This is a genomic window from Bowmanella dokdonensis (assembly GCF_017254865.1).
GTDB lineage: Bacteria > Pseudomonadota > Gammaproteobacteria > Enterobacterales > Alteromonadaceae > Bowmanella > Bowmanella dokdonensis.
Genome location: NZ_JAFKCV010000001.1, coordinates 655,459 through 675,476, shown reverse-complemented (window position 1 = coordinate 675,476; position 20,018 = coordinate 655,459). Strand labels below are relative to the sequence as shown.

Genomic DNA, 20,018 nt, shown 5'->3' with positions numbered 1-20,018 from the left:
AAAAGCCCTAGGCTGGAACCTGATGAAAAACAAAGTCTGTGAAGCCCTTAAACTGGATAACCAGCTCTGCTTTGCCCTTTATTCGGCCTCCCTGGCCATGGGCAAATACTACAAGCCACTACTGGAGAAGTTAGGGCTGACTTACCCCCAATACCTCATGATGCTGGTGTTATGGGAGCAGGACGGCATTACCTCCACCGAATTGGGGAAAAGGCTGCAGCAGGAGTTGGGTGCGTTAAGCCCGGTGATTAAACGGCTGGAGTCCCAGGGACTGATTGAACGGCTGCGCAACCCCAAAGATGACAGGAAAGTCCAGCTCTTCCTTACTGAACAAGGCAGAACGCTGCAGCAACGTGCCGAGTCAGTCCCCCACACCACCCTGTGCGCCAGCGGGCTGAATACCGAGCAGGCCATGGCTCTCAAAGAGCAGCTCGATGCCTTGCGACAGAGCATGGCAGGATACCGGGCGCCGGCACGGGAATAGCTCCCTCACAGAGACGTCTGTTCAGTTTTATCTATCAGCTCTATTGAATTTTTCAATTATCGCGATAACTATTATCGCGATAATATAATCCCGTAGTCAACAAACTGAATCAGCCAACAGGAAATCACCATGCAAGTACTTTATAAAGCCAGTGTTACTTCTACCGGCGGCCGTGACGGTCAGGCCAAATCCAGCGACGGTATTCTGGACGTCAAACTTACCACCCCCAAGGAGCTGGGCGGTGCCGGGGGCAGTGCCACCAACCCAGAACAGCTGTTTGCCGCCGGTTATTCGGCCTGTTTTATCGGTGCCCTGAAGTTTGTCGCCGGTAGCCAGAAACAAGCGCTGCCGGCAGAGACCAGCATCCGTGCCGAGGTGGGTATCGGTCAGATTGAAGGCGGATTTGGGCTGGATATCGATCTCTTTATCAACCTACCTGGATTGGCGCAGACAGCGGCTGAAGCACTGGTAGAAAAAGCCCATCAGGTCTGCCCTTACTCCAACGCCACCCGCGGCAATGTGGATGTGCGCCTGCACACCCGCGTGTAAAGACTCACTTCATCCTAAGGGCCTGGTTCAGGCCCTTTACTATGAGGGGTTGGCAATGCTGCGTGGGGTTTTGATGCGGATAGCCTTTGGCGCCACCGCTATCCTGGCCGGGGTCAGGCCAAAAAACTCACCGTCTCCCTCAACAGGCAAATCCGGCGTAGACACATAGAATTCCTTGTCCTGCCAGTAATCCACCGCATCGGCTTTAAGATGGGTGCCGTAAAAGATCCTCGCCAGGTAATACAGCTTCTTCCACAAGCTGGTCCTAGCCACCCAGCAGCAATCCAGCAGGCCGTCGTGAATATCCGCTTTGGGCGCTATCTGCATGCCGCCGCCGAAATACCTGCCATTGGCAAAGGTAGCGATAAAGGCCGCTTCCTGTTTATTCCTGCTGCTTTGCAGACAGGTGTGCTTTTCCCGGTAGAAAAAGATCTTACCGGCGGCCACCAACAGGTACCGCCAACGACGAAAGTACCTGGGCTGCTGATCGTACAGACTGGCAACAACGGCGCCGTCAAATCCCACGCCCAGCACATTGGCAAAGTACCGCTCATTGCAACGGCCCAGATCCATGGCTTCGCTGTGCGTACCAAAGGCCACCTCCACAGGGTCATCTCCCTTCTGATACAGATTTCGGGCAAAATCGTTGCCGCTGCCGCAAGGAATCAGACCAAGGGGAACATTGGAGCCTGCCAGGGCATTGACCAGCAGATTCAGGGTGCCGTCGCCGCCAATCATCACCCAGTCGCTGTAGAGGTCCCGGCATTGGGCCAGGTGGCGTTGGTTGGCCTGATCATTGGCACTGGTATACCAGACATCGAAGCGGTCGTTACGAATGCTCAGGGCTTCGGTCAGTCGCTCAAGACAAGCTGTGGCTTTGTCGCTGGCCAGGGGGTTGACCACTATCAGAAAATAACGGGATACGGCTGCCGTCATAGGAGACTTCACATAACTTCAATCTGCCCAGTTTGCGGTAAACTGTCCGGCTGTCAATGGTAATCAGCCGGCAATGCTGCCACTATTGAGCCCCTTCAACCTGTGGCCAATGATATGCAGCGTGTCGCCCTATTCGTCGATGTCCAGAATGTTTACTACACCACCCGACAGGCCTTTGGTCGCTCTTTTGACTACAACAGGTTCTGGCAGCAAGCCACCCGGGACAGGGAAGTAGTGGCAGCCTTTGCCTATGCCATCGACCGGGGAGATGAAAAACAGCGTCAGTTTCAGAATATCCTGCGTGCCATCGGCTTTGAGGTGAAACTAAAACCCTATATTCAAAGAAAAGACGGTTCGGCTAAGGGCGACTGGGATGTGGGCATTGCCCTGGATGTGATGGAACTGGCTGAACAGGTGGAGGCGATCGTGCTGGTATCGGGTGACGGCGACTTCGACCTGCTGGCACAACGCACCCTACAGCGTTTTGGCATTCGCTTTGAAGTCTATGGCGTGGAGAGTCTGACGGCCCGATCTCTGATGGACTCTGCCTCGGTTTTCATGCCCATTGAGGACAAGCTGCTACTGTGAACAGACGTGAGTTGGGCTATCTCTGTCCCCTTAACTGATCTGCGCCTGCACCGGGCCGGTGCTCTCCCTCCGCTCAGACCAACGCTGCATATTCACGCCTTTAATGGTCATCCACAGGGCCAGGGACAACTCGCCCAGTAGTATCGGCGCGAAGATGGCCGGTACCAGAGAGTCATTCAGCGATGGAGCCAGGATCAGGGCAAAGCTGTTGAGCAGATAACAAAATCCTGCCAGCGCCAGCAGCAGGCCAATCAGTTTGGGGAAATAGCCGGATTGGTAAATCAGATAGCCCCGCAACAGGCAGGCGGCACCGAAGAAGATTAAGCCCAACGCAAACCCAAAGCCATGCAGATTAATGGCCGTATAAGCCAGGGCATGAAGTTGCTCAGGAGGGATGGCAGCCAAGTAACCTGCTCCGCCAAGCAGCAACAAGGGCAGAATAAGGGTCAGCTTATTGGCCACCAGCACCGCCGTCTGTACCAGATTCATCAAGGTGGCGGTCAGGTTAAGACCGGCATTGACCGGCCTCAGCAAGAGATAAAAGATGACTATCACCGGCAAGTCACATAACTGCATCAGCAAGTCGCCGGCGAGCCCGCCGGCCCAGAGCAACCTTGAAGCGGCAATCCCCTGTGCCGTCGCCTGCACATCACCGGGGATAATCAAGCTTCCCCTGGCAAAGACTTCGCCAAAAAGTCCCAGCACAATAATGAGTAAATAGAGCAAGCCGCCCAAACGTATATAGGGTTGTGGATTCTGTTCGAAGGACTTGCCCATGACCGTACTCTGGTTGGAAATTATGAAGCGTCACTTTACAGGCAGGCCCGATTTCGGGCCCGGATAGAATGGTAAGCAAATATGAGCGGAACTTGCGTCCTGCACTAATCGCTGCCATTAGCCTGTTCCAAAATGACCGGCCCAGGCCCCTGATCTTCCAGTTTGTCCGCAGGGTTATAGATGGGGCAGTTAGCCATAGACAGACAGCCACAGCCGATGCAGCCGGTCAGATAATCGCGCAGGCGCTCAAGGTAACGAATCCGGCCATTCAACATGGCCTGCCAGCCGCTTGACAACTGTTGCCAGTCTTCCCGGCTCGGTGCCTTGTGTTTGGGCAGAGAGGCAAAGGCCTCGGCGATTTCATTCAGGCCGACCCCCATCTTCTGCGCGGCTTTGATGATGGACACGCGCCGGATCACGTCCGGGCTGTAGCGTCGCTGATTGCCTGAATTTCGGCTGCTGTGGATCAGGCCCTTGTTCTCATAGAAATGCAATGCCGATACCGCCACCCCACAACGCTTGGCTACCTGACCAACTGATAAATTCTGTCTGTCCATATCTATTTTTCCGATTAAAAAGCACTTTACCTAAACTTTAATTGAGGTTTTATCTTACAGCCGGACCCAACAGAAGGACAACATCATGCAAGATCAAAAAGACCTCCGCCCGGTACTGAAAACATCAGGTAGCAGGTGTTTCTGGAAAGAGTTTTTCCGTTACTTCAATCAAACCATGCATTTCAAATAAGGAGAGACAATATGCTGAGACTAGAACATCTAAACCTGGTGGTCAGGGATATCCCCACCGCCCTGAAATTTTACCGGGCCGCCTTCCCCCACTGGAAGATCAGGGGCGAGGGCGTGGCCGACTGGTACGGTACAAGACGTAACTGGTTGCACTTTGGCGACGACTATAATTACCTGACTTTCAACGACAATGGCAGCGGTGAAAACCGGGATCTGAAAAGCAACAGCCTGGGCCTGGCCCACTTTGCTTATGTGGTTGAAGATTTGGATAGACTCATTGATCGAATGGCCGGATCCGGATTTACTCCTGCCAAACAGGGCAGCATTGATCCGCACCGTCGCAATATCTACTTTGTTGACCCGGACGGTTTTGAAGTGGAATTTGTCCAGTACCTCAGTGATATTCCTGCGCAGCGCAATCTGTATGGCTGATACTAACTGTGTCACGAAGCAGACGGTCAGTTCTGCCGGGCCAGCTCCCAGTCGGGTTGTGGGTCCGGCTCCAGCTCCACCCGGTTTCTGCCATTGTGCTTGGCCGCATAGAGCTGTTCATCGGCCGCCGTGTAGATAGTCTCAAGCGTAACCCGCCCTTCTGAGCTTGCGCCACCAATGGAAACAGTGATGGGCGAATAGCTGTCTGTCCAGCCCGGCACCCACATAGCCGCAACCTTTTCACGCAAATTTTCCGCCACCGTCAGGGCTCCGTCACGGTCCGTACCGGGCAAAACAATGGCGAACTCCTCACCGCCTATGCGCCCCACGTGATCGATTTTCCGCACTGCCGAACTGATCACTCTGGCCAGTTCCACCAGCACCTTGTCGCCCATGGCATGCCCGGCCGTATCGTTGATCAGCTTAAAATTGTCCACGTCCAGCAACAATCCCCACATAGTCGTATCTGTCCGTTTACTCAGTTCCAGTTCATGGCGGGCATTCTCAATCAGCTTGCGTCTGTTGTATAACTTTGTCAGAGGATCGATGGTTGCCATTTCGCGCAGATGTTCCTCCATCTTCCTGCGCGAGCGCTCCACTTTGTCCTGCACCACTGCGCTGGCGGTCACCAGGATAAAGATAAACCATATCAGTGCCACCACATACAGCCCGAAACGATTGGCCAGGCCCGATTCGATAAAGCTACTGACTAACAGCAATCCCAGGGCGAAGGGTACCAAAAAGCCAAACAACATCTGGTAGCGGGCCAGGCGACCGCCCAGGTGGCCGCTCATCAGCGCATGGAGGGGATCCACCTGCATGGTATGGAGAAAATTGGCCAGTATCAGCAACAGGCCCATGGTGACGGTCAGCAAGGACATTTCTGCATAAAAATCAGGAATTTGGTAGACATAGCCAATCAGAGCCTGCAAAGGGAAAAACAGGGCAACAAATGAAAATGCCTGGGCGAGCCGCAGGTAACCCCATAGCTGGCAACCCATCCCGATAACCAGCAACAGCAGCATGATAGAGGTGTTCAGGCCCATGGCGTGACTGAACAGCGGACTGTCCGTAATGACCGCAGGCATAACAAACCAAGTGGATATCTGTTGCAGCAACCAGACCCCGCTCATACGCAACAGCAAGAAGATCAATACCAACAGTAACAAGGCCCATTTGACGCTGCTCAGGGCGGGCCGTAACAAAGCCGCCACAGAGATAAGCAACATGCAAAGAGCGGTGAATATATTAGTGGCCGGCCCGTCAGCTTGAGGCCGGAACAACCACTCAATACCAGACCAATAACCAAACAGACACAGGGAACTGGCCAAAAAACACAACAGCAGAGCGATAAAGGGCGGGCTGTGGAATAGCATGGATTAATCCCTTAATTTCAGCTTTGGCTTATCATCTGGGTGAATTCGCGTCCCTTAAATTTAGTCAACTCCTCCTGTATTTACCTAACAGGCCATATTTAATCCAAACAGCGCGGCACAGAATGTTAACAACAGCAGGTTGTATAAAGAAAAGGTTGTATAAACGGAAGGCATAACGGAGGAATTGAAGCGCGGCTCCCCGTGCGTCGACCACAGGGCTTGATCAATAGTCTCAAATAGGGATAACCGGCAAAAACAATCGGCCAGGGCAAGCCTGGCCGGTAGCAGGTCAGGCCTGGGCTTTCTGCTCTATCAGGGCGTCATCCAGTTGGTTGGCACGGATGGCCGCTTCCCTGGATTCCAGGCGCTGTACATAGGCTTTAAAGGCAGGCCGCTCTTCAATACTTTTGAACATCATGCCCCAGCCCAGATGACTGCCCACATAGACGTCGGCTGCGGTGAATTGCTCGCCGCACAGATAAGGGCCTTGTTCCAGGGCCTTCTCCAGGGTATTCAGTACGTCCTGGTAATAGCCTGAGCCGACAGCCTGAACATTGTCCTCATCGATACGCCAGTCATAGGATTTAGCGGTAGTGGCCATCTCCAACGGACCGGCAGCAAAAAACAGCCAACGGTAGTAGGTGCCGCGTTCAGGGCTGTTCAAAGCAGGCGCCAGCTTCTTATCGACAAAGTGGTCGGCCAGGTAGGCACAAATGGCGGCGCCTTCTGTGACCACCAGATCTCCGTGCTTCAAAGCGGGCACTTTGCCCATAGGGTTAATCTTCAAAAACTCTGGGGACTTAATACTTCCCCCGTATTCCATGACCTGAACACTATAGGGAACTCCCACTTCCTCAAGCATCCATCGGATAATCCGGCCACGGGATTCGGGGTTGGTGTATAAAATCAGATCTTGCATAGTTTCATTCCTTGTCTGGGTTATGCTGCATTTCCGGCCGGCGTCCGGCAGGGCTGTCAAAAGGCGTTGCCGCCACTTCCAGGACAATATAAGTGTAATATAGGACAGAATCCGTCCTATTAATGCGGTATATTTTTCATCATTTGGAACCCAAGGAAAACCATGAGCGGACCCACTATCCGGGTACTGACACTGCTGGAGTTGTTGCAGACCCATGGACGTATGACGGGCACGGAGCTGGCCAGGCGCCTGGAGGTGGATAAGCGCACCGTGCGCCGCTATATCCGGGCTTTGGAAGACCTGGGTATTCCGGTTACCACCGAGCAGGGTCGCGATGGTGGGTACAGGCTGATGGCCGGTTTTAAACTGCCGCCCATGATGTTCACCAACGAAGAAACCCTGGCTCTGTCGCTGGGCCTGCTGGCGGCCAGCGCCCTGCAAATGGCCGATACCCAGCCCGCCATCAGTTCAGTGCAGGCCAAACTGGAGCGGGTGATGCCGGACAAGCTTAAGTCCAGGGCAAGAGCCATTTCTGAGCATATACGCTTGATGCTGCCTTCTTCTTTACCTGAGCCGTCCCCGACCCATCTGGAGCCCTTGCTGACTGCGATCCAGGCCCAGCAGGCCATTAACCTGAGTTACGCCACCGAGGAGCAGGGCCTTACCAACCGAAGGGTGGAGCCCTATGGCCTGCTGTTTCGAAGAGGCCGCTGGTATGTAAGTGGTTACTGTCATCTGCGCAGGGATCTGCGAACCTTCAGGCTGGACAGAATACAGCGGGTGCAATTACTGGCGCTGACGTTTATCCGGCCGGACGGCTTCGACGCCGCCGAGCACTTCCGCCACAGTCTGAACAATATGCAGGGCAACCTGCATATCAGGGTCCTGTTGCATACGGACAGAGAACGCGCCTTTGATATGCTCGGCTCTACCGCCGCCATGTTGGAGGAACGGCCGGATGGCCTGTTGCTGGATATCCGCAGCGATTGCGCCCAGTGGTTCGGCCAGTGGCTGTGCCAGATGCCGTTTGATTTTACTGTGATAGAACCTGAAGAACTTAAACAGGCGATCCAGGATCAGGCACAAAGGCTGATGACACTGGCGGGTCGTTAGATTGCGATGATGCCGTGGTTCTGGGCTCAAATATAAAAATCAAACTGCTGCATCAGTCCCATCTGATAGCCCTCACTGGCAGGCGCCGTGCCGGCCTGCGTGGAATCCTGACGGTAAACAAAGGCACCGGTTTTACGCAGTTGGGCCACAGGCTCGCCGTCAGGTTTCAGGGTGGCCTGAGTATTGGCGCCACTGAGCAGCAGGCCTTCTACCTTAAGTTCGGACAGTGACGCCAGCCGGGTGGCGGCGCCGGGCTGCCACCAGTAAAGCTGACTGAAGCCTGCGTCACGGTGGTCCAGCCAGTTGTCCTGATTCTGATCCATGGACTGAATGTCTGACCAGGCATCGCCACTGACTGCGCCAATCAACTCGTTGACACCATCCACCGTACCATTGAGATTTTGGTCCCGGACCAGATAGCCGGCATTCCCATGGGGGGTGGGCAAAGGGTCTTTCTCGCCGTCGCCGTCCAGATCGAAATAGGACTCGCCTTTAAACTGCACCGCCTGCCAGTCAAAATTCAGCACCAGGGGATCTTTGAGCTGCTGTTCGCTCATCAGCACAGTGCGGCTGGAGATGTTTAATTGCTGCCAATCCAGTTCTGCCTGAAAGCTCAGAGCCTGGCCCTCGCTGGTCTGCATATCAAGGCCCATTTGCAGATGATAGGCTTGGTAATCCAGCTCGGTTTCTTTAACCAGCAGGCTAACCTGGCGTTCGGGAGTGGGGGCCGACTCAGCAGATGAATCCGACGCTTTGGCGTCCAGTGCCTTAAAGTCCTGCCAGTCCAGCTCACGCTGGGCCAGCACCTCAATCATGCGACGTTTTACATACTGGCGATAGTCTTCCAGATGCTGTTCATCGGCTTGGCTGAAACTGTCGGCTTCCGGCTCCCTTTTTTCATGGGTGGGCCAGGACGGCTCCAGTTCACTGGCTGCGCGCGCCAGAACCTGGCGATCCTGATAATACAGCCGCTGTTGTTGCAACTCGAATTGTGCCTGATTGACCGACATTTGCATAAACCTCTCCTCCTATCCTGTTATCGGCTGGGGGTGAGGCGAATTTAGGCCGGGATTGCACTTAAATTGGCTTTGATAATGCCTGTTGCAGGGGCTGTAGCTCTTTGTGGTAGTGACGCCATTTACCGACAGAGCCGGTATACAGGGACTGCCGGATTTGTGCAGCGCTACCGGTAGTGCTGGCAGCGCGGTTTTTCTCAAAACTGAGGCAGGCGTCCTGCCACTCCAGTTGGCAGTGTTTAAGCAGATGGCGCAGCACCGGCTCGGGGCTGTCGGTCAAAGACTCGTAGCGAATGGTATGGATGCGTCCCGGCAGAGACTCTTTCCAGTGACTCATCAGCTTCTGATAGCCCTGGTAGTAGGCCCCAAGCTCTTTCAGGTCATAGGAAAAGGGGTAGGCGTGGGTAAACAGATGCTTGTAGACGGCATAGCAGCAATCCATGGGATCGCGCTGTACTTCAATGATCCTGGCGTTAGGCAGCGCCAGATGAATCAACCCCACATAAAGAAAATTCAGCGGCAGCTTGTCGATAAAGTGCGCCTTCTGGCCGGTGTCGGGGCGGGTGCTGTCGATATAAGCCCGGCCAAGGGAGGCAAAATCCAGTTCGCCACTTGCCTCAATGGCTTGTTGCATATTACTGACTTGTGCCTGGCGTTTGATCTGTCCCATCATCTGCTGGGCAAAGTTGTTCAGCTCGCCCGCCATACTGACCTGGCTGTGACTCCCCAGCATCCGCTCCACGACAGTGGAGCCGGTACGCGGCATGCCCAGGATAAAAATGGGCTCGGCATTGTCACATCCCGCCCCAGCCCGCTGCAGCTTCGCGGCGTTAAATACTCGGGCAAGTTGGTCCATCACTGACAGGTCCTGACGCACATCGTAGTTTAAGTGCTGACGGCGCTTATCCGCTCCGGCCTTGAGAGCAGAAAATGCCTCTTTGTACTGACCCAGATCTTCCAGTTCCTTGGCCAGGGCATAGTACAAGTGCACACGTTGCTTGGGCGGCAGTCCGGGCATATCCAATTGCAAACGAAGCTGGTCAATATGGTTCTGTTCGCGGGTCTGGGTACGCAGACTGCTGCGCAGGTGCTGAGCTTCCCCGTCGGCAGGATTCAGTACCAGGGCCTGATCCAGAGCCAGTTCTGCACCCGGCAAGTCTCCAAGAATACGGCGCATGGTGGCCAGGTTATAAAGAAACAGTGGATTGTTAGGGGAAAGCCTGACGGCTTTCTCAAACCATTCGGCAGCCTTGTCGAATGCTTTGATCTGGCTGAAAAAAAAAGCCAGCTCAGCCAGTGAGCCGGCAGAATGACCGGTTGAATCGCCCTGCTCCCTCAGGGCATCTGCCAGTCGGCTCAGCAGGCCGGCTGCCTGCTGGCGCTGCCCGGTCTCTATCAGGGACCGGGCCTGTTGGAGCATGTGACTCAGGTTAATACTGTCTGCCTCACTAGATCACCGTTCGGTTAGATTATGACCACCAGAGCGGGGCTCATTATCTAACCGATCGGTGCTCTAAAATCGGTAGGTGAACGAGACCCCCACGGTTCTTGGCTGACCAATATAGTCCTTCGAGGCATTGCCGTAAAAGTTTTCCGCCGGATCGGTACCCATGTAACTCTCAGACAGTACCCCGGTGACCGCATCTTCGTTGAACAGGTTCTTGATGTAGAAGCTGGCCATCCACTCATCCGCATGCAGGGTCACGCCGGCATTGGCCAGCCAGAAGCCAGGCAGATCAATATCAAACTTCGGATTGCTGGACAGGGCATTGCGGGTCCCGGACTGGTAGTAGACACCGAAACGGCTTTGCAGGTAGAAGTCGGCATTCAAATCAAAGCTATGATCCAGACCGGCACTTAGGGTATGACGGGCGGTACTGGGCAACTGGGCGCCGGCTTCGGCCTGAATAAAAGTGCTGGGGTCGGCCTGGGTACCGGCCGGCACCACCAAATCCTCGCTAAGCTCCGCATCGGTGAGGGCGTACTGAAAACTGAACTGCAGGTTATCGGTCAGATAGCCGCGGGTTTCCAGCTCAAGGCCCGTGGTTTCTGCCGCTTCACCATTGACCGCCGCATAGAAGCCCCAGTTCGGCGTTGCCACGTTAAGCTGAGGGTTGTCCCAGTCCATATGGTACAGGGTAAAGGCGTAGAACAACTGGCCGGTATTACCCTTAATACCCGCTTCATAGTTGGTCACCTCATCGGCGTCATAGTTCAGATAGGCTGGGTTTTCGGCAAAGCCGCCGGTGATGGGCACCGCGCTGGTGCCGCCCCGACGATAACCTTCTGATACTGTGGCATACAGCATGGCCTCGTCGGAGAGATCGTAGCTCAGATTCACCTTGAACAGAGTGCCGCTGTCGTCGTTTTCCGAGTTCACCTTTGAAGCACCCGGATAGATGGGCAGCTCGATGGTGGTCTCATTACTGATGGTATTTTCGTAGCGACGCAACCCCAGGGTCGAGCGGAAGCGGTCACTGAAATGATAAGTCAGCTCGCCGAATATGGACTTGTCCTTGTTATTGCTATTATCCCGGTAGCGGAAGTCCTGATCGGTGAGGGTACCACCCCAGGAGGCCAGGGTATCGTCGAAACCACTGGCCTGAGCCCATTCTGAAAAGCCTGGCATAAAGCTGTCCTGGCTGGCGAATTTGTCCTGATCCATATAAAAAGCGCCGACAATCCAATCGATAGCCCCTTCGGTGTTGGAAACCAGGCGGATTTCCTGGGTGAAGGCCTCATCGGCGTAATTTCTGACGGCCTGGGCCATAGGTCTGGGCGAACCGCCGTAGAACCAGGCAAACCAGTTGTTCTGGGCATAGAAGCCGGTGTTGTCACTCACCGAGCTGCCATCATGATCATAGCTGGAGGTACTGGAAGACAAGGTGGCAAACCCCAGATCCCATTCTATTTCCAACGCCATCAGGTCCACTTTCCGCTCGCTGGGCTCCAGTTGGATGGCGCCATTCTGGTATTCGCCATAAGGCTGCTCCTCGCCGGTCACCCAGTGAGTGCCGCGGGTAACCTGTCGACGCCCGCCGATCTCGTCTGACTGGTACTGGTAAGACAGCAACGCTTTGAACGCTTCGGACGGCTGAAACAAAAGACTGGCCCGGCCATAGTCGATGTCCACAGTGTCGGCATCTTCCTTACTGGTGAACAGCGGCCCCCCGTTGGCGATATCGCCGCCCTCCGCCGCCGGTTTACCTTCATTGTCCAGTTGGTACAGGGTGGTATAGTCCACGACCCCGTCATTGCGGATAAAACCGGCATTGGCCCGAAACGCCAGGGTGTCGGAAAGAGGAATATTGATCAGACCGTCCACATTTTTGTTGAAGCCTTCGGAGCCCGAGGTGCGGCTGAGACTGGCACTGGCGGCACCGGACAGATAATCCAGCTCGGGGGCTTTCATCTTGTAACGCACGGTACCGGCCAGGGCCCCTGAGCCATACAGCGTGCCCTGCGGTCCACGCAGCACTTCCACCGCGTCAATGTCCTTTAGGATGAAATTGGCAAAAATGGGCGTGTCGTTCACATAAGAGGACACTGTGGGCGCCGCATTCAGGGCAAAGTCCCCGTTACCGGACGAGTCCACGTTCATGCCGCGGATAATAATATTGTTCAGTACGCCGGAGTTGCGATAGCCCCGGTCCACTGCCGTCACCCCGGCCACCTGACGGATCATCTCCACCGAATCGACTATCTGGGCTTCTGCCAGGGAACTGCCGTTGATTACCGAGATATTATAGGGGGTTTCCTCCACCGTGGAGATGCGCCGACTGGCGGTCACTTCGATGCGCTCCACCTCGGCGACACGCTTCTCAGGCTGGGCTTCCTGGGCCATGGACTGGGACAGGGGCAGCAGGCTGGCGGCACCGATGGCCAGGGCCAGGGGGCTTAAACGAAAGGTTCTGGTGTCACACTTGTTAAGGGTTGTCATACAAGCTTCCTCGTTGTTCTTATAATCTGGCTTTTACTCTAATTAACCTCTAACCGGCCTCGTAGGGCCAGTTGGCAACAATCAATCGGACCAGTTGACCTTGCTGCCCTTGATCAGGGGGCCAAGACTCTCCAGGACTTCTGAACGACCGCCCTGGTACTGGGGAAACTGCACGGCGTTGTCGCGAAAACTCTTCAGCGGCTGGCCGAGATGGTGCCAGCCGGTTCGCCGCACCCGGCGCAGGTAGTCGAAATCGATATCCACGACAATGGCTTCATGCTGAGCGCCGGCCTGGTGAATGACTTCACCGCCAGGCCCGGCGACAATGGACCTGCCCACCGCCATGCGTCCGGCGCCGTTGATATCCACCATGTAGCATTGATGGCTGGCGGCACTGGCCCGTGTAATGGCCAGTTCCACGTCCCGGTCAACGGTATTGGTCAAGGTGGGATGCAAAATCACTTCGGCCCCTTGCCAGACCAGCGCCCGGGTGGTTTCCGGGAACCACATGTCATAACAGATGGACAGGCCGAAGCGCCCGGCGCCGGGTACATCGAAGAGCACAAATTCTTCGCCGCTGGAGACGCCTTCTTCATAGGGCAGGAAGGGATAGATTTTACGATATCGGGCGATCACCTGGCCTTGGGGGTCGATGGCCGAAGCCGTGTTGTAGATCCTGTCCCGGTCGCGCTCAAATAAAGAGCCGGTGATAAGATACAGCTCGGCTTCGGCGGCAAGCTCTGCATAACGGTCCTCGGCAGGCCCCGGCAGAGCTTCGGCAAAGCGCGGCGCCGGGCCAAAGGTGCAAAGTTCAGAGAGCAGTACCATGCCCAGATTGGGAAAGCGTTTTTTCAGGGCCAGCACTTCGCTGCGGATCAGCTCGAAGTTGTCCTGATGGGGCGTCAGTTCCAGTTGCAGCCCCGCCAGCGTAAAGACCGTCATAAGTACTCCTTACAGCACAATGGTTTATCGCCAAGCTTAGGGACAGGCAGGACGGGCGAACAGGGCCAGTTGAGGATTGCATGCTGGGCCAGTTGGTCAGATGGCGAGCAGCACTGACCTGATGATTATTCCGGAATGGTAAAGAATGCGGCGTCCACCAGTTCGCCGTCACGCACCCAGTGGATACGGTTGTCGTTGATATGGATTTCGAATCCGAGCAGTTCACCGTAGGACCAGCGCTGCCACTGGCGATACCAGATATCCTCCTTTAGCCACCAGGTGCCGGTATCCTGTTTTTCGTCCTGATGACCTTCCCAGCCTTGCATGCTGCCATCTGCTTTAAGGCGAATGCGGTAAGGGTCACCAAATACGGTGCGGCCGATAAACTGACAATTGGAGACAAATTCCAGCAGCGCCTGGCCGGTCAGCCGCCTGCCCCAATTGCGATCCTTCTGCTGACGGAACTCGGCGATTAACTGGGCCAGGCGCTGGACACCAGGCCGTATCTTAGCGGTGGGAATACTGCGCACCCCCAGGCGGAAATAATGCTCTGGCTTGTCACGCCCGCCGTAAAAACGGTGCACAGGCTCCACCAGGATCCCCACCTTGGCCGCCTCGGCGGCAAAGCGCTGGCTGTTAAGTCCTGGAGGACCTTCTATCCAGCAGGTGCTGCCACCCATGGTTTCCGAGGTGACGATATAGGGACCCAGGTAATGATTTAGGGCTTCGCGCAATTCGGCCCAGCGCTGATTCAGTTCCTGGTGGATTCTGCGCATGGTCATGTCGTAATAACCCAGTGACAGGAACAAAGCCATAATACGCTGGTTGTTGGCTGGCGGGTGGCGCAGGGACAGAGCGCGCAGGTGCCTTGCCTGTTTGACCAGTGCTGCGGGGCCCACCATAAACCCCAGCCGCAGACCGGGTGCCAGCACCTTGGAAAAACTGGACACATAGACCACCCTGCCCTGGGTATCCAGGCTTTTCAGCGCAGGATGCGGGTTGCAAAGGAAGTTGGCTTCGCTTTCGTAGTCATCCTCGATAATAACGAAATCTTCCTCGTTGGCACGCCGGATCAGAGCATCACGCTTATCCCGGCCCATGGTTACGGCCGTGGGCACCTGATGACTGGGGGTGACATAAAGCACATCGGTCTGTGGACTGATTTGCGCCAGATCCACTCCGTCGCTTTCCAAACTGGCGTACTGGATTGGGCAGTAATTGAGCTGGGCCAGTTGGCGCATGCCCTGATAGCCTGGCTCTTCCATGGTCAGCAACCGGGTATGGCTGAGCAGCAGCTTGGACAGCAGATACAGGGCATGCTGGGAGCCCAGGGTGATGAGGATTTCATCCGGCTGGGCAAAAATGCCCCGCCTGGGCAACACCTTGGTGCGGATTTCCTGGACCAGCAAGGCATCGTCCCTGGCACCGCTGTCCCTGGCCCAGCCCTGTATTTCGTCCACATTCAGGCTCAGTCGCGAACATTCGCGCCATTGATTCAGCGGAAACAGAGACTGATCATACTGTCCATCGATAAAGGGATAGGGATAGTCCTGCCAGTTATCAGGATAAGGAGGCGGACTCTTCTCCACCTTGATGGGATGCAGGATGGCCTGCCAGTTAAGCTGATCGTCTGACTGCTGGGGCACCGCCGCGGCCAGCGCATGATCCTCAAAAAGCTGGTCATTGACAAAGATGCCGCTGCGCTCACGGCTGACCAGATAACCTTCATCTATCAGTTGTTCATAAGCACTTACTACAGTATTGCGGGACACACCAAGCTGTTCGGCCAGTTTACGTGATGATGGCATCTTGCTGCCCAACGAGAAATAGCCACTTAATATGGCATCGATCAACTTCTGCTGAATCTGCTTCTGCAGGCTGGTGTTGCCCTCATCGTCCAATACAAACAAGTGCTGCGGCATACTTTATGGAACCATGGTGCTAATGGGTTCCATCTTGCAGTTTTCAACTTTGCTTATCAAGCAAACGGGCCGGGAACAGGCAGATCAGCAGACTCAACACCAAGGCCAGGGCGGCCAGATTGATCAACGGCCCATAGCCTTGGTCGGTCAAAAGCAATGCCGCCACAAAGGGGCCCGACGCCAGACCCGTCTTGGAGGCAAAACCACCCAGGGCCGCCATGCGTCCTGCCTTGTCGAATTCGGCGCAGATACCCAGCAGATAGGCGATGCTAAAAGCCCAGGTGACCCCGACCAGCACATTGGCCAGCCAGAAGACCCAGGCCACTTGGCTGTAGTGCAACGCGATGGTGGCCAGCACCGTGAGAAAAATAGCGCATCCCAGCGGCAATGCCCGGCCAAAACGGGTGGAAAACAGGATCACCAGCGATGCCCCCAGCAAACCCACCCAGGCGGCCACCCCCAAAGTGGGGGAAATAAAGGCGATATCCAGCCCCGCCATCTTGCCCAAGTCAATAATATAAGCGTACAGCCCCATGTTGGCGGCCTGAAACAGGAACACCGCCAGCAGGGCCGCCAACAAAGGTCTGATCTGCACAGGCGCAATTACCTCATCCAGATCCGGCCTGGCGACGGGATAATCATTCAGCATACCCAGCATCAGCAGGGAGGCGGCACTGAATGCCATCAGGGCAACAAACAGTGCCGCAGTGCCGAATACAGGTGCCAACGGCGGCAGCACCATAACGCCCACCCCGCCCAGACCAAACTGCACAAACAACAGGTAGCCGAAGGTTTTGTGCACTTGGTCAACCCTGGCAATGACCGCAAAACTGATACCCACCAGCAGGCCTCCCACCGCCCCGTGCAAGGCACGAAGGGGCATCATCACCTCCGGGCTGCTGACCAGGATGGACAGGCCGTCGAGCAGTATTAATCCCAACAGCAACATAAAAGCGGCGGGCTTCCAGGAGATCCGCGCCACGACAAACACTGCCGCCAGTGCGCCTACGGCAGCCCCATAGATATTCAGGGAAGCCACCAGGCCGGCATCGGCCCGGGAAAAGTTCAAGGATTCAATCAGCCCGGAGACGATGGCTGGCATAATATTGACGTAAAACAATCCTGCGGTGGCCAGGAAAGCCAGCATAATGCGCGCGGCCGTGCCGGCGGGTGCAACTTTGGGTAAAAACATAAAGGTACTGCTTGTTGTAATCATCATATGAGCCTATCAGCTTTGATGTCGGGGTTAAGGGCCAGTTGGCGCCAGTCCGTGGCACCAGTTGCACGTACTCGTTACCTGTTACTCCTTACCTGTCACCCGTTATTAATCACTCAATTACATACCGGGCTGATTTTGTTCAGCTCCTTCACCGTTTTGGTAAAGCCGTATTCATTGTTGTCGCTGACATAGTAGTAGACCATGCCGTTGGGCAACATCACCAGACCGATGCCGCCAAAGCCTGACATATAAGGCACCCAGGTCGGATTGGCACAGGCTACCTGGGTGGAGGCGCTCAGGTCATAGGCCCAGAAACCGTTCTGATAGCGACTGCTGCTGGTTCCGGTCGTCAGTCCTCTGTTGCTGGTTTGCTGCAGGGCATCGGCCAGCAAGGTGGGGTCCAGCATCGTCTGGCCGCCAATCTGACCTGAATTCAGCGACAGGAAGGCGCCAACCTTGAGGAAATCATCACCATGGAGGCTTAGTCCATAGCCGCCCCAGACCTGAGCCTGGCCGTCGTAGGTGCGCTTGCTCTCCCAGGTCAGGGGGCTTAACCCAAGAGGTTGGTAGATCTCCGCCACCAGCATGTCCCTGAAATAATCGGCCTGACTGCCCTGGTTGGCTTCAACCACCTGTTGCATGGCGCGACTGAGAATATAGGTATCTGAGGTATGGTAAACAAAACTGCTGCCCGGACTGACCTTGCGCGGATAGTCACAGGCATGGCTGATTTTGCCCGCATGGCTGCCGACCAGAAAGAATTCGTCGATAGTGGCCTGGGCGCCTTCGTCCACCGAATCCCCGGCCGAGTCGTAGTTGCCGGTCGCCATATCCAGTGCATGTTCCAGAGTCACATCGCCCCAGCGTGATGCGGGGCACTCGCTGACATAATCACTGATCTTCAGATCCTGTTGTGAGCCTCCATATTTCTGTTCCAGGCGCATCAGACCTATGCCTCCTACCATGGACTTGGCAGTGGAATAAGACGGCAGCGCCATCACCGCGCAGAAGGGATAGTCCCCCTGGCGGGTACTGCAGTTCCCCTGGTAGTGAGTGCCCTGATACAGCACCCCGTAAGCACTCAGATGGCCGGCGGTCTGGTCACTGCCGATATTGGCCGCCAATAGGCCGACACCGGGGTAGTCACTGGCCAGCTCGCTGATGGCCTTCACGGGAAGCCGCCCCGCCACTTCCTCTACATAGTCAGTTATCAATTGGGTAGCACCGCTGATCGCTGCCGGCGTATAACTGGCCTCCAGTTTACCGTGGAGATTGAATTTGAAGTATTCGCAGGTTTCCTGGGCAATCTGATAGGCCACCCGCGACACGCTGCCGTCATCCTTGAACAGGAAGGTCATCACCCCGTTGTGGGTGCAGTTGGCGTTGACCTCCTGCAAGGCAAAGGGCAGCGCTACCCGGCTGTAGCCGTTATCGCCGTTTTCCTGCCAGACCCGTCCGGGCAGCAGGATCCACTCCCAGGACGGATGAGTGGTAGCGACGATCTGGCGCTCAAGGGGAACAAGATGTGTGCCGTACTGAACAAAACTGAAACTGAACGGCGGTAGCCTGTCTGGATCCGTATAGGCACCGGCCAGACTGGTACCCTGTTCGCTCAACGTGCCGGGCACAATGGTCAGACTCAGGTTGCCGCTGAAACTGTTGTCCGGGTCGGCCCCATTGGCAGGAATACCATAATGACTGTAGTTGATCAGCGCCTGACTGCTGGTGCCAGTCAACTGACTATAGGTGAGCTGACTGCGACTGACATTGCCGCTGCCACCCAGGCAATCAAAATCACAACTGCCGCTGATCAGACCGGTGCCGGAGAGATTCAGGACATAAGGGGTCTGATCCGTATCGTTGGACGGAATACTGACACTGCCGAAGAAGCCGCCATCGGTCGTGGGAGTAAAGCCAAGCGTTAACTGGCAGGACTGATTTTCAGCCAGGGTGATCCCCGAGCAGTTATCACTAAGCAATGAAAATGGCGTTACGGGGGCGTTAATCACACCAATATCAAGAGGCGCATCGCCGTTATTGCTCAGGCTCACAATATTTTGTGCGCTTTGCCCCACAGGAACCTGACCCAGGTTGCCCGAGCCGGTGACCCTCAGCTCAGGTTCGTCACCGCCGCCGGAGATGGGCTGGCCGGCCAGGCTAACATTATCCAGATAACAGTAATTGCCATACAGGCTATAGGCCCGGGCTCTGATCTGAAGATTGGCGTTGTCGTCCAGGCCACTGCCAAGGCTGGCGGACTGGAACTGACCGCTATCCTGACCATTACTCAGTTGCAGCAGGGTCTGCCAGCTCTGGCCGCCGTTAGCTGAGACTTCCAGATAGCAATGATCTCCGTTGACCAGATACAAAGCCGCCAGTTCGCCGCTAAGGCTGACTGCCTGATAGCCGCTGCTGGAAAGGAATTGCGTGGCCTGGCGCAAACCATCCAGACGCAGAGAATAGTTACCCTGATACAAGTTGGCGGCATCGTTGCCATTGCCGCTTAAACTCCAGTCCGCGTAGCTGCCATCCTGGAAGTCATCACTGTACAGTGCTGCAGCGGCAGATGCCGTGCCGGTCAGGGTGACATTGTCGCCATAACAGTAATTGTCATACAGGGTATAGGCACGAAACCTGAGGCGAAGATTGGCTTGATTATCCAGGCCACTGCCCTGGTTGAAGCTGACAAAGCCACCGCCGGACTGACCAGAGCCAATACTGCCAAGGCTGGACCAACTCGCCCCTCCATCAGTGGAATATTCGGCATGGCAGGTATCGCCGTAAACCAGATAAGCGCCTGTCAGTGCCATGCTCAGACTGACGCCGGTGAACCCCTCCGTCGACAAGGCTATCTCTGACTGGCGCAAACCATCCAGGCGCAGCGAATAGTTTGCCTGATACAGGTTAATGGCATCTTCGCCATCGCCACTACTGGTCCAGTTGGCATACTGGCCGGACTGAAAATCTTCACTGAAAATCTCTGCTGCCGACACTGTGCCGGCGGACAGGGCGAGGCAGAAAAACAGCAGACTGGACAAAGGTGACATGGCGTGCTCCGG

At 55.6% G+C, this 20,018-nt stretch carries 17 protein-coding genes; 5 read left to right on the top strand and 12 right to left on the bottom strand.

The window, feature by feature from the left end; translation table 11 throughout:
• Positions 1-22: 22 nt before the first annotated feature.
• Both J0A66_RS03090 and J0A66_RS03085 read left to right on the top strand, forming a co-directional pair.
• Positions 23-484, top strand: a complete 462-nt coding sequence (locus J0A66_RS03090) for a MarR family winged helix-turn-helix transcriptional regulator (RefSeq protein ID WP_206572291.1) — start codon at positions 23-25, stop codon at positions 482-484.
• A gap of 129 nt (positions 485-613) precedes the next feature.
• Positions 614-1,033, top strand: a complete 420-nt coding sequence (locus J0A66_RS03085; RefSeq protein ID WP_206572290.1) for an organic hydroperoxide resistance protein — start codon at positions 614-616, stop codon at positions 1,031-1,033.
• 39 nt (positions 1,034-1,072) lie between these two features.
• Here the strand turns inward: J0A66_RS03085 and J0A66_RS03080 are convergent, their stop codons facing one another.
• The gene (locus J0A66_RS03080; RefSeq protein WP_206572289.1) at positions 1,073-1,969 is read right to left on the bottom strand and encodes a diacylglycerol/lipid kinase family protein; all 897 of its coding nucleotides are present in this window, start codon (positions 1,967-1,969) and stop codon (positions 1,073-1,075) included.
• A 114-nt stretch (positions 1,970-2,083) separates the two neighbouring features.
• Here J0A66_RS03080 and J0A66_RS03075 point away from each other — a divergent pair, with 114 nt between their 5' ends.
• Complete coding sequence (locus J0A66_RS03075; RefSeq protein WP_206572288.1) at positions 2,084-2,557, top strand: LabA-like NYN domain-containing protein; 474 nt, start codon at positions 2,084-2,086, stop codon at positions 2,555-2,557.
• 30 nt (positions 2,558-2,587) lie between these two features.
• Here the strand turns inward: J0A66_RS03075 and J0A66_RS03070 are convergent, their stop codons facing one another.
• Both J0A66_RS03070 and soxR read right to left on the bottom strand, forming a co-directional pair.
• Positions 2,588-3,334 (bottom strand): DUF4386 domain-containing protein, encoded by a 747-nt coding sequence (locus tag J0A66_RS03070; protein ID WP_206572287.1) that lies wholly within the window; start codon positions 3,332-3,334, stop codon positions 2,588-2,590.
• 104 nt (positions 3,335-3,438) lie between these two features.
• Positions 3,439-3,891 carry a redox-sensitive transcriptional activator SoxR gene (gene soxR, locus J0A66_RS03065; protein WP_206572286.1) on the bottom strand — a complete coding sequence of 151 codons (453 nt, stop codon included), beginning with the start codon at positions 3,889-3,891 and terminating at the stop codon, positions 3,439-3,441.
• A gap of 201 nt (positions 3,892-4,092) precedes the next feature.
• On the opposite strand from soxR, the gene J0A66_RS03060 reads away from it, so the two are divergent.
• Positions 4,093-4,512, top strand: a complete 420-nt coding sequence (locus J0A66_RS03060) for a VOC family protein (protein WP_206572285.1) — start codon at positions 4,093-4,095, stop codon at positions 4,510-4,512.
• A 26-nt stretch (positions 4,513-4,538) separates the two neighbouring features.
• On the opposite strand, the gene J0A66_RS03055 is transcribed toward J0A66_RS03060, so the two are convergent.
• Positions 4,539-5,888, bottom strand: coding sequence for a GGDEF domain-containing protein (locus J0A66_RS03055; RefSeq protein WP_206572284.1), 1,350 nt, complete (start codon positions 5,886-5,888; stop codon positions 4,539-4,541).
• A gap of 289 nt (positions 5,889-6,177) precedes the next feature.
• The gene (locus tag J0A66_RS03050; protein ID WP_206572283.1) at positions 6,178-6,807 is read right to left on the bottom strand and encodes a glutathione S-transferase family protein; all 630 of its coding nucleotides are present in this window, start codon (positions 6,805-6,807) and stop codon (positions 6,178-6,180) included.
• Between the two features lie 162 nt (positions 6,808-6,969).
• On the opposite strand from J0A66_RS03050, the gene J0A66_RS03045 reads away from it, so the two are divergent.
• A complete protein-coding gene (locus J0A66_RS03045) occupies positions 6,970-7,920 on the top strand; it encodes a helix-turn-helix transcriptional regulator (protein ID WP_206572282.1) in 951 nt (316 codons plus the stop codon).
• A 26-nt stretch (positions 7,921-7,946) separates the two neighbouring features.
• Here J0A66_RS03045 and J0A66_RS03040 read toward each other — a convergent pair whose 3' ends face one another.
• The 7 genes from J0A66_RS03040 to J0A66_RS03010 all read right to left on the bottom strand — a co-directional run bounded on the left by J0A66_RS03040 (position 7,947) and on the right by J0A66_RS03010 (position 20,006).
• Positions 7,947-8,936, bottom strand: a complete 990-nt coding sequence (locus J0A66_RS03040) for an SPM autocatalytic domain-containing protein (RefSeq protein ID WP_206572281.1) — start codon at positions 8,934-8,936, stop codon at positions 7,947-7,949.
• A 61-nt stretch (positions 8,937-8,997) separates the two neighbouring features.
• Positions 8,998-10,356: a tetratricopeptide repeat-containing sulfotransferase family protein gene (locus tag J0A66_RS03035; protein WP_206572280.1), complete on the bottom strand. Its 1,359-nt coding sequence runs from the start codon at positions 10,354-10,356 to the stop codon at positions 8,998-9,000.
• Positions 10,357-10,449: 93 nt separating this feature from the next.
• A complete protein-coding gene (locus tag J0A66_RS03030) occupies positions 10,450-12,876 on the bottom strand; it encodes a TonB-dependent receptor (protein ID WP_206572279.1) in 2,427 nt (808 codons plus the stop codon).
• 81 nt (positions 12,877-12,957) lie between these two features.
• Positions 12,958-13,818 carry a carbon-nitrogen hydrolase family protein gene (locus tag J0A66_RS03025; RefSeq protein WP_206572278.1) on the bottom strand — a complete coding sequence of 287 codons (861 nt, stop codon included), beginning with the start codon at positions 13,816-13,818 and terminating at the stop codon, positions 12,958-12,960.
• Positions 13,819-13,943: 125 nt separating this feature from the next.
• Entirely contained in the window at positions 13,944-15,740 is a 1,797-nt protein-coding gene (gene pdxR, locus J0A66_RS03020) for a MocR-like pyridoxine biosynthesis transcription factor PdxR (protein WP_206572277.1), read from the bottom strand.
• A 43-nt stretch (positions 15,741-15,783) separates the two neighbouring features.
• Positions 15,784-16,932, bottom strand: a complete 1,149-nt coding sequence (locus J0A66_RS03015) for an MFS transporter (RefSeq protein WP_206572276.1) — start codon at positions 16,930-16,932, stop codon at positions 15,784-15,786.
• 140 nt (positions 16,933-17,072) lie between these two features.
• Entirely contained in the window at positions 17,073-20,006 is a 2,934-nt protein-coding gene (locus tag J0A66_RS03010; RefSeq protein WP_206572275.1) for a choice-of-anchor D domain-containing protein, read from the bottom strand.
• Between the last annotated feature and the right edge of the window lie 12 nt (positions 20,007-20,018).

Coding starts and splice junctions, on each gene's coding strand:
- J0A66_RS03090 (WP_206572291.1), top strand. CDS start 23: ATGAAAAACAAAGTCTGTGAAGCCCTTAAACTGGATAACCAGCTCTGC.
- J0A66_RS03085 (WP_206572290.1), top strand. CDS start 614: ATGCAAGTACTTTATAAAGCCAGTGTTACTTCTACCGGCGGCCGTGAC.
- J0A66_RS03080 (WP_206572289.1), bottom strand. CDS start 1,969: ATGACGGCAGCCGTATCCCGTTATTTTCTGATAGTGGTCAACCCCCTG.
- J0A66_RS03075 (WP_206572288.1), top strand. CDS start 2,084: ATGCAGCGTGTCGCCCTATTCGTCGATGTCCAGAATGTTTACTACACC.
- J0A66_RS03070 (WP_206572287.1), bottom strand. CDS start 3,334: ATGGGCAAGTCCTTCGAACAGAATCCACAACCCTATATACGTTTGGGC.
- soxR (WP_206572286.1), bottom strand. CDS start 3,891: ATGGACAGACAGAATTTATCAGTTGGTCAGGTAGCCAAGCGTTGTGGG.
- J0A66_RS03060 (WP_206572285.1), top strand. CDS start 4,093: ATGCTGAGACTAGAACATCTAAACCTGGTGGTCAGGGATATCCCCACC.
- J0A66_RS03055 (WP_206572284.1), bottom strand. CDS start 5,888: ATGCTATTCCACAGCCCGCCCTTTATCGCTCTGCTGTTGTGTTTTTTG.
- J0A66_RS03050 (WP_206572283.1), bottom strand. CDS start 6,807: ATGCAAGATCTGATTTTATACACCAACCCCGAATCCCGTGGCCGGATT.
- J0A66_RS03045 (WP_206572282.1), top strand. CDS start 6,970: ATGAGCGGACCCACTATCCGGGTACTGACACTGCTGGAGTTGTTGCAG.
- J0A66_RS03040 (WP_206572281.1), bottom strand. CDS start 8,936: ATGCAAATGTCGGTCAATCAGGCACAATTCGAGTTGCAACAACAGCGG.
- J0A66_RS03035 (WP_206572280.1), bottom strand. CDS start 10,356: ATGCTCCAACAGGCCCGGTCCCTGATAGAGACCGGGCAGCGCCAGCAG.
- J0A66_RS03030 (WP_206572279.1), bottom strand. CDS start 12,876: ATGACAACCCTTAACAAGTGTGACACCAGAACCTTTCGTTTAAGCCCC.
- J0A66_RS03025 (WP_206572278.1), bottom strand. CDS start 13,818: ATGACGGTCTTTACGCTGGCGGGGCTGCAACTGGAACTGACGCCCCAT.
- pdxR (WP_206572277.1), bottom strand. CDS start 15,740: ATGCCGCAGCACTTGTTTGTATTGGACGATGAGGGCAACACCAGCCTG.
- J0A66_RS03015 (WP_206572276.1), bottom strand. CDS start 16,932: ATGTTTTTACCCAAAGTTGCACCCGCCGGCACGGCCGCGCGCATTATG.
- J0A66_RS03010 (WP_206572275.1), bottom strand. CDS start 20,006: ATGTCACCTTTGTCCAGTCTGCTGTTTTTCTGCCTCGCCCTGTCCGCC.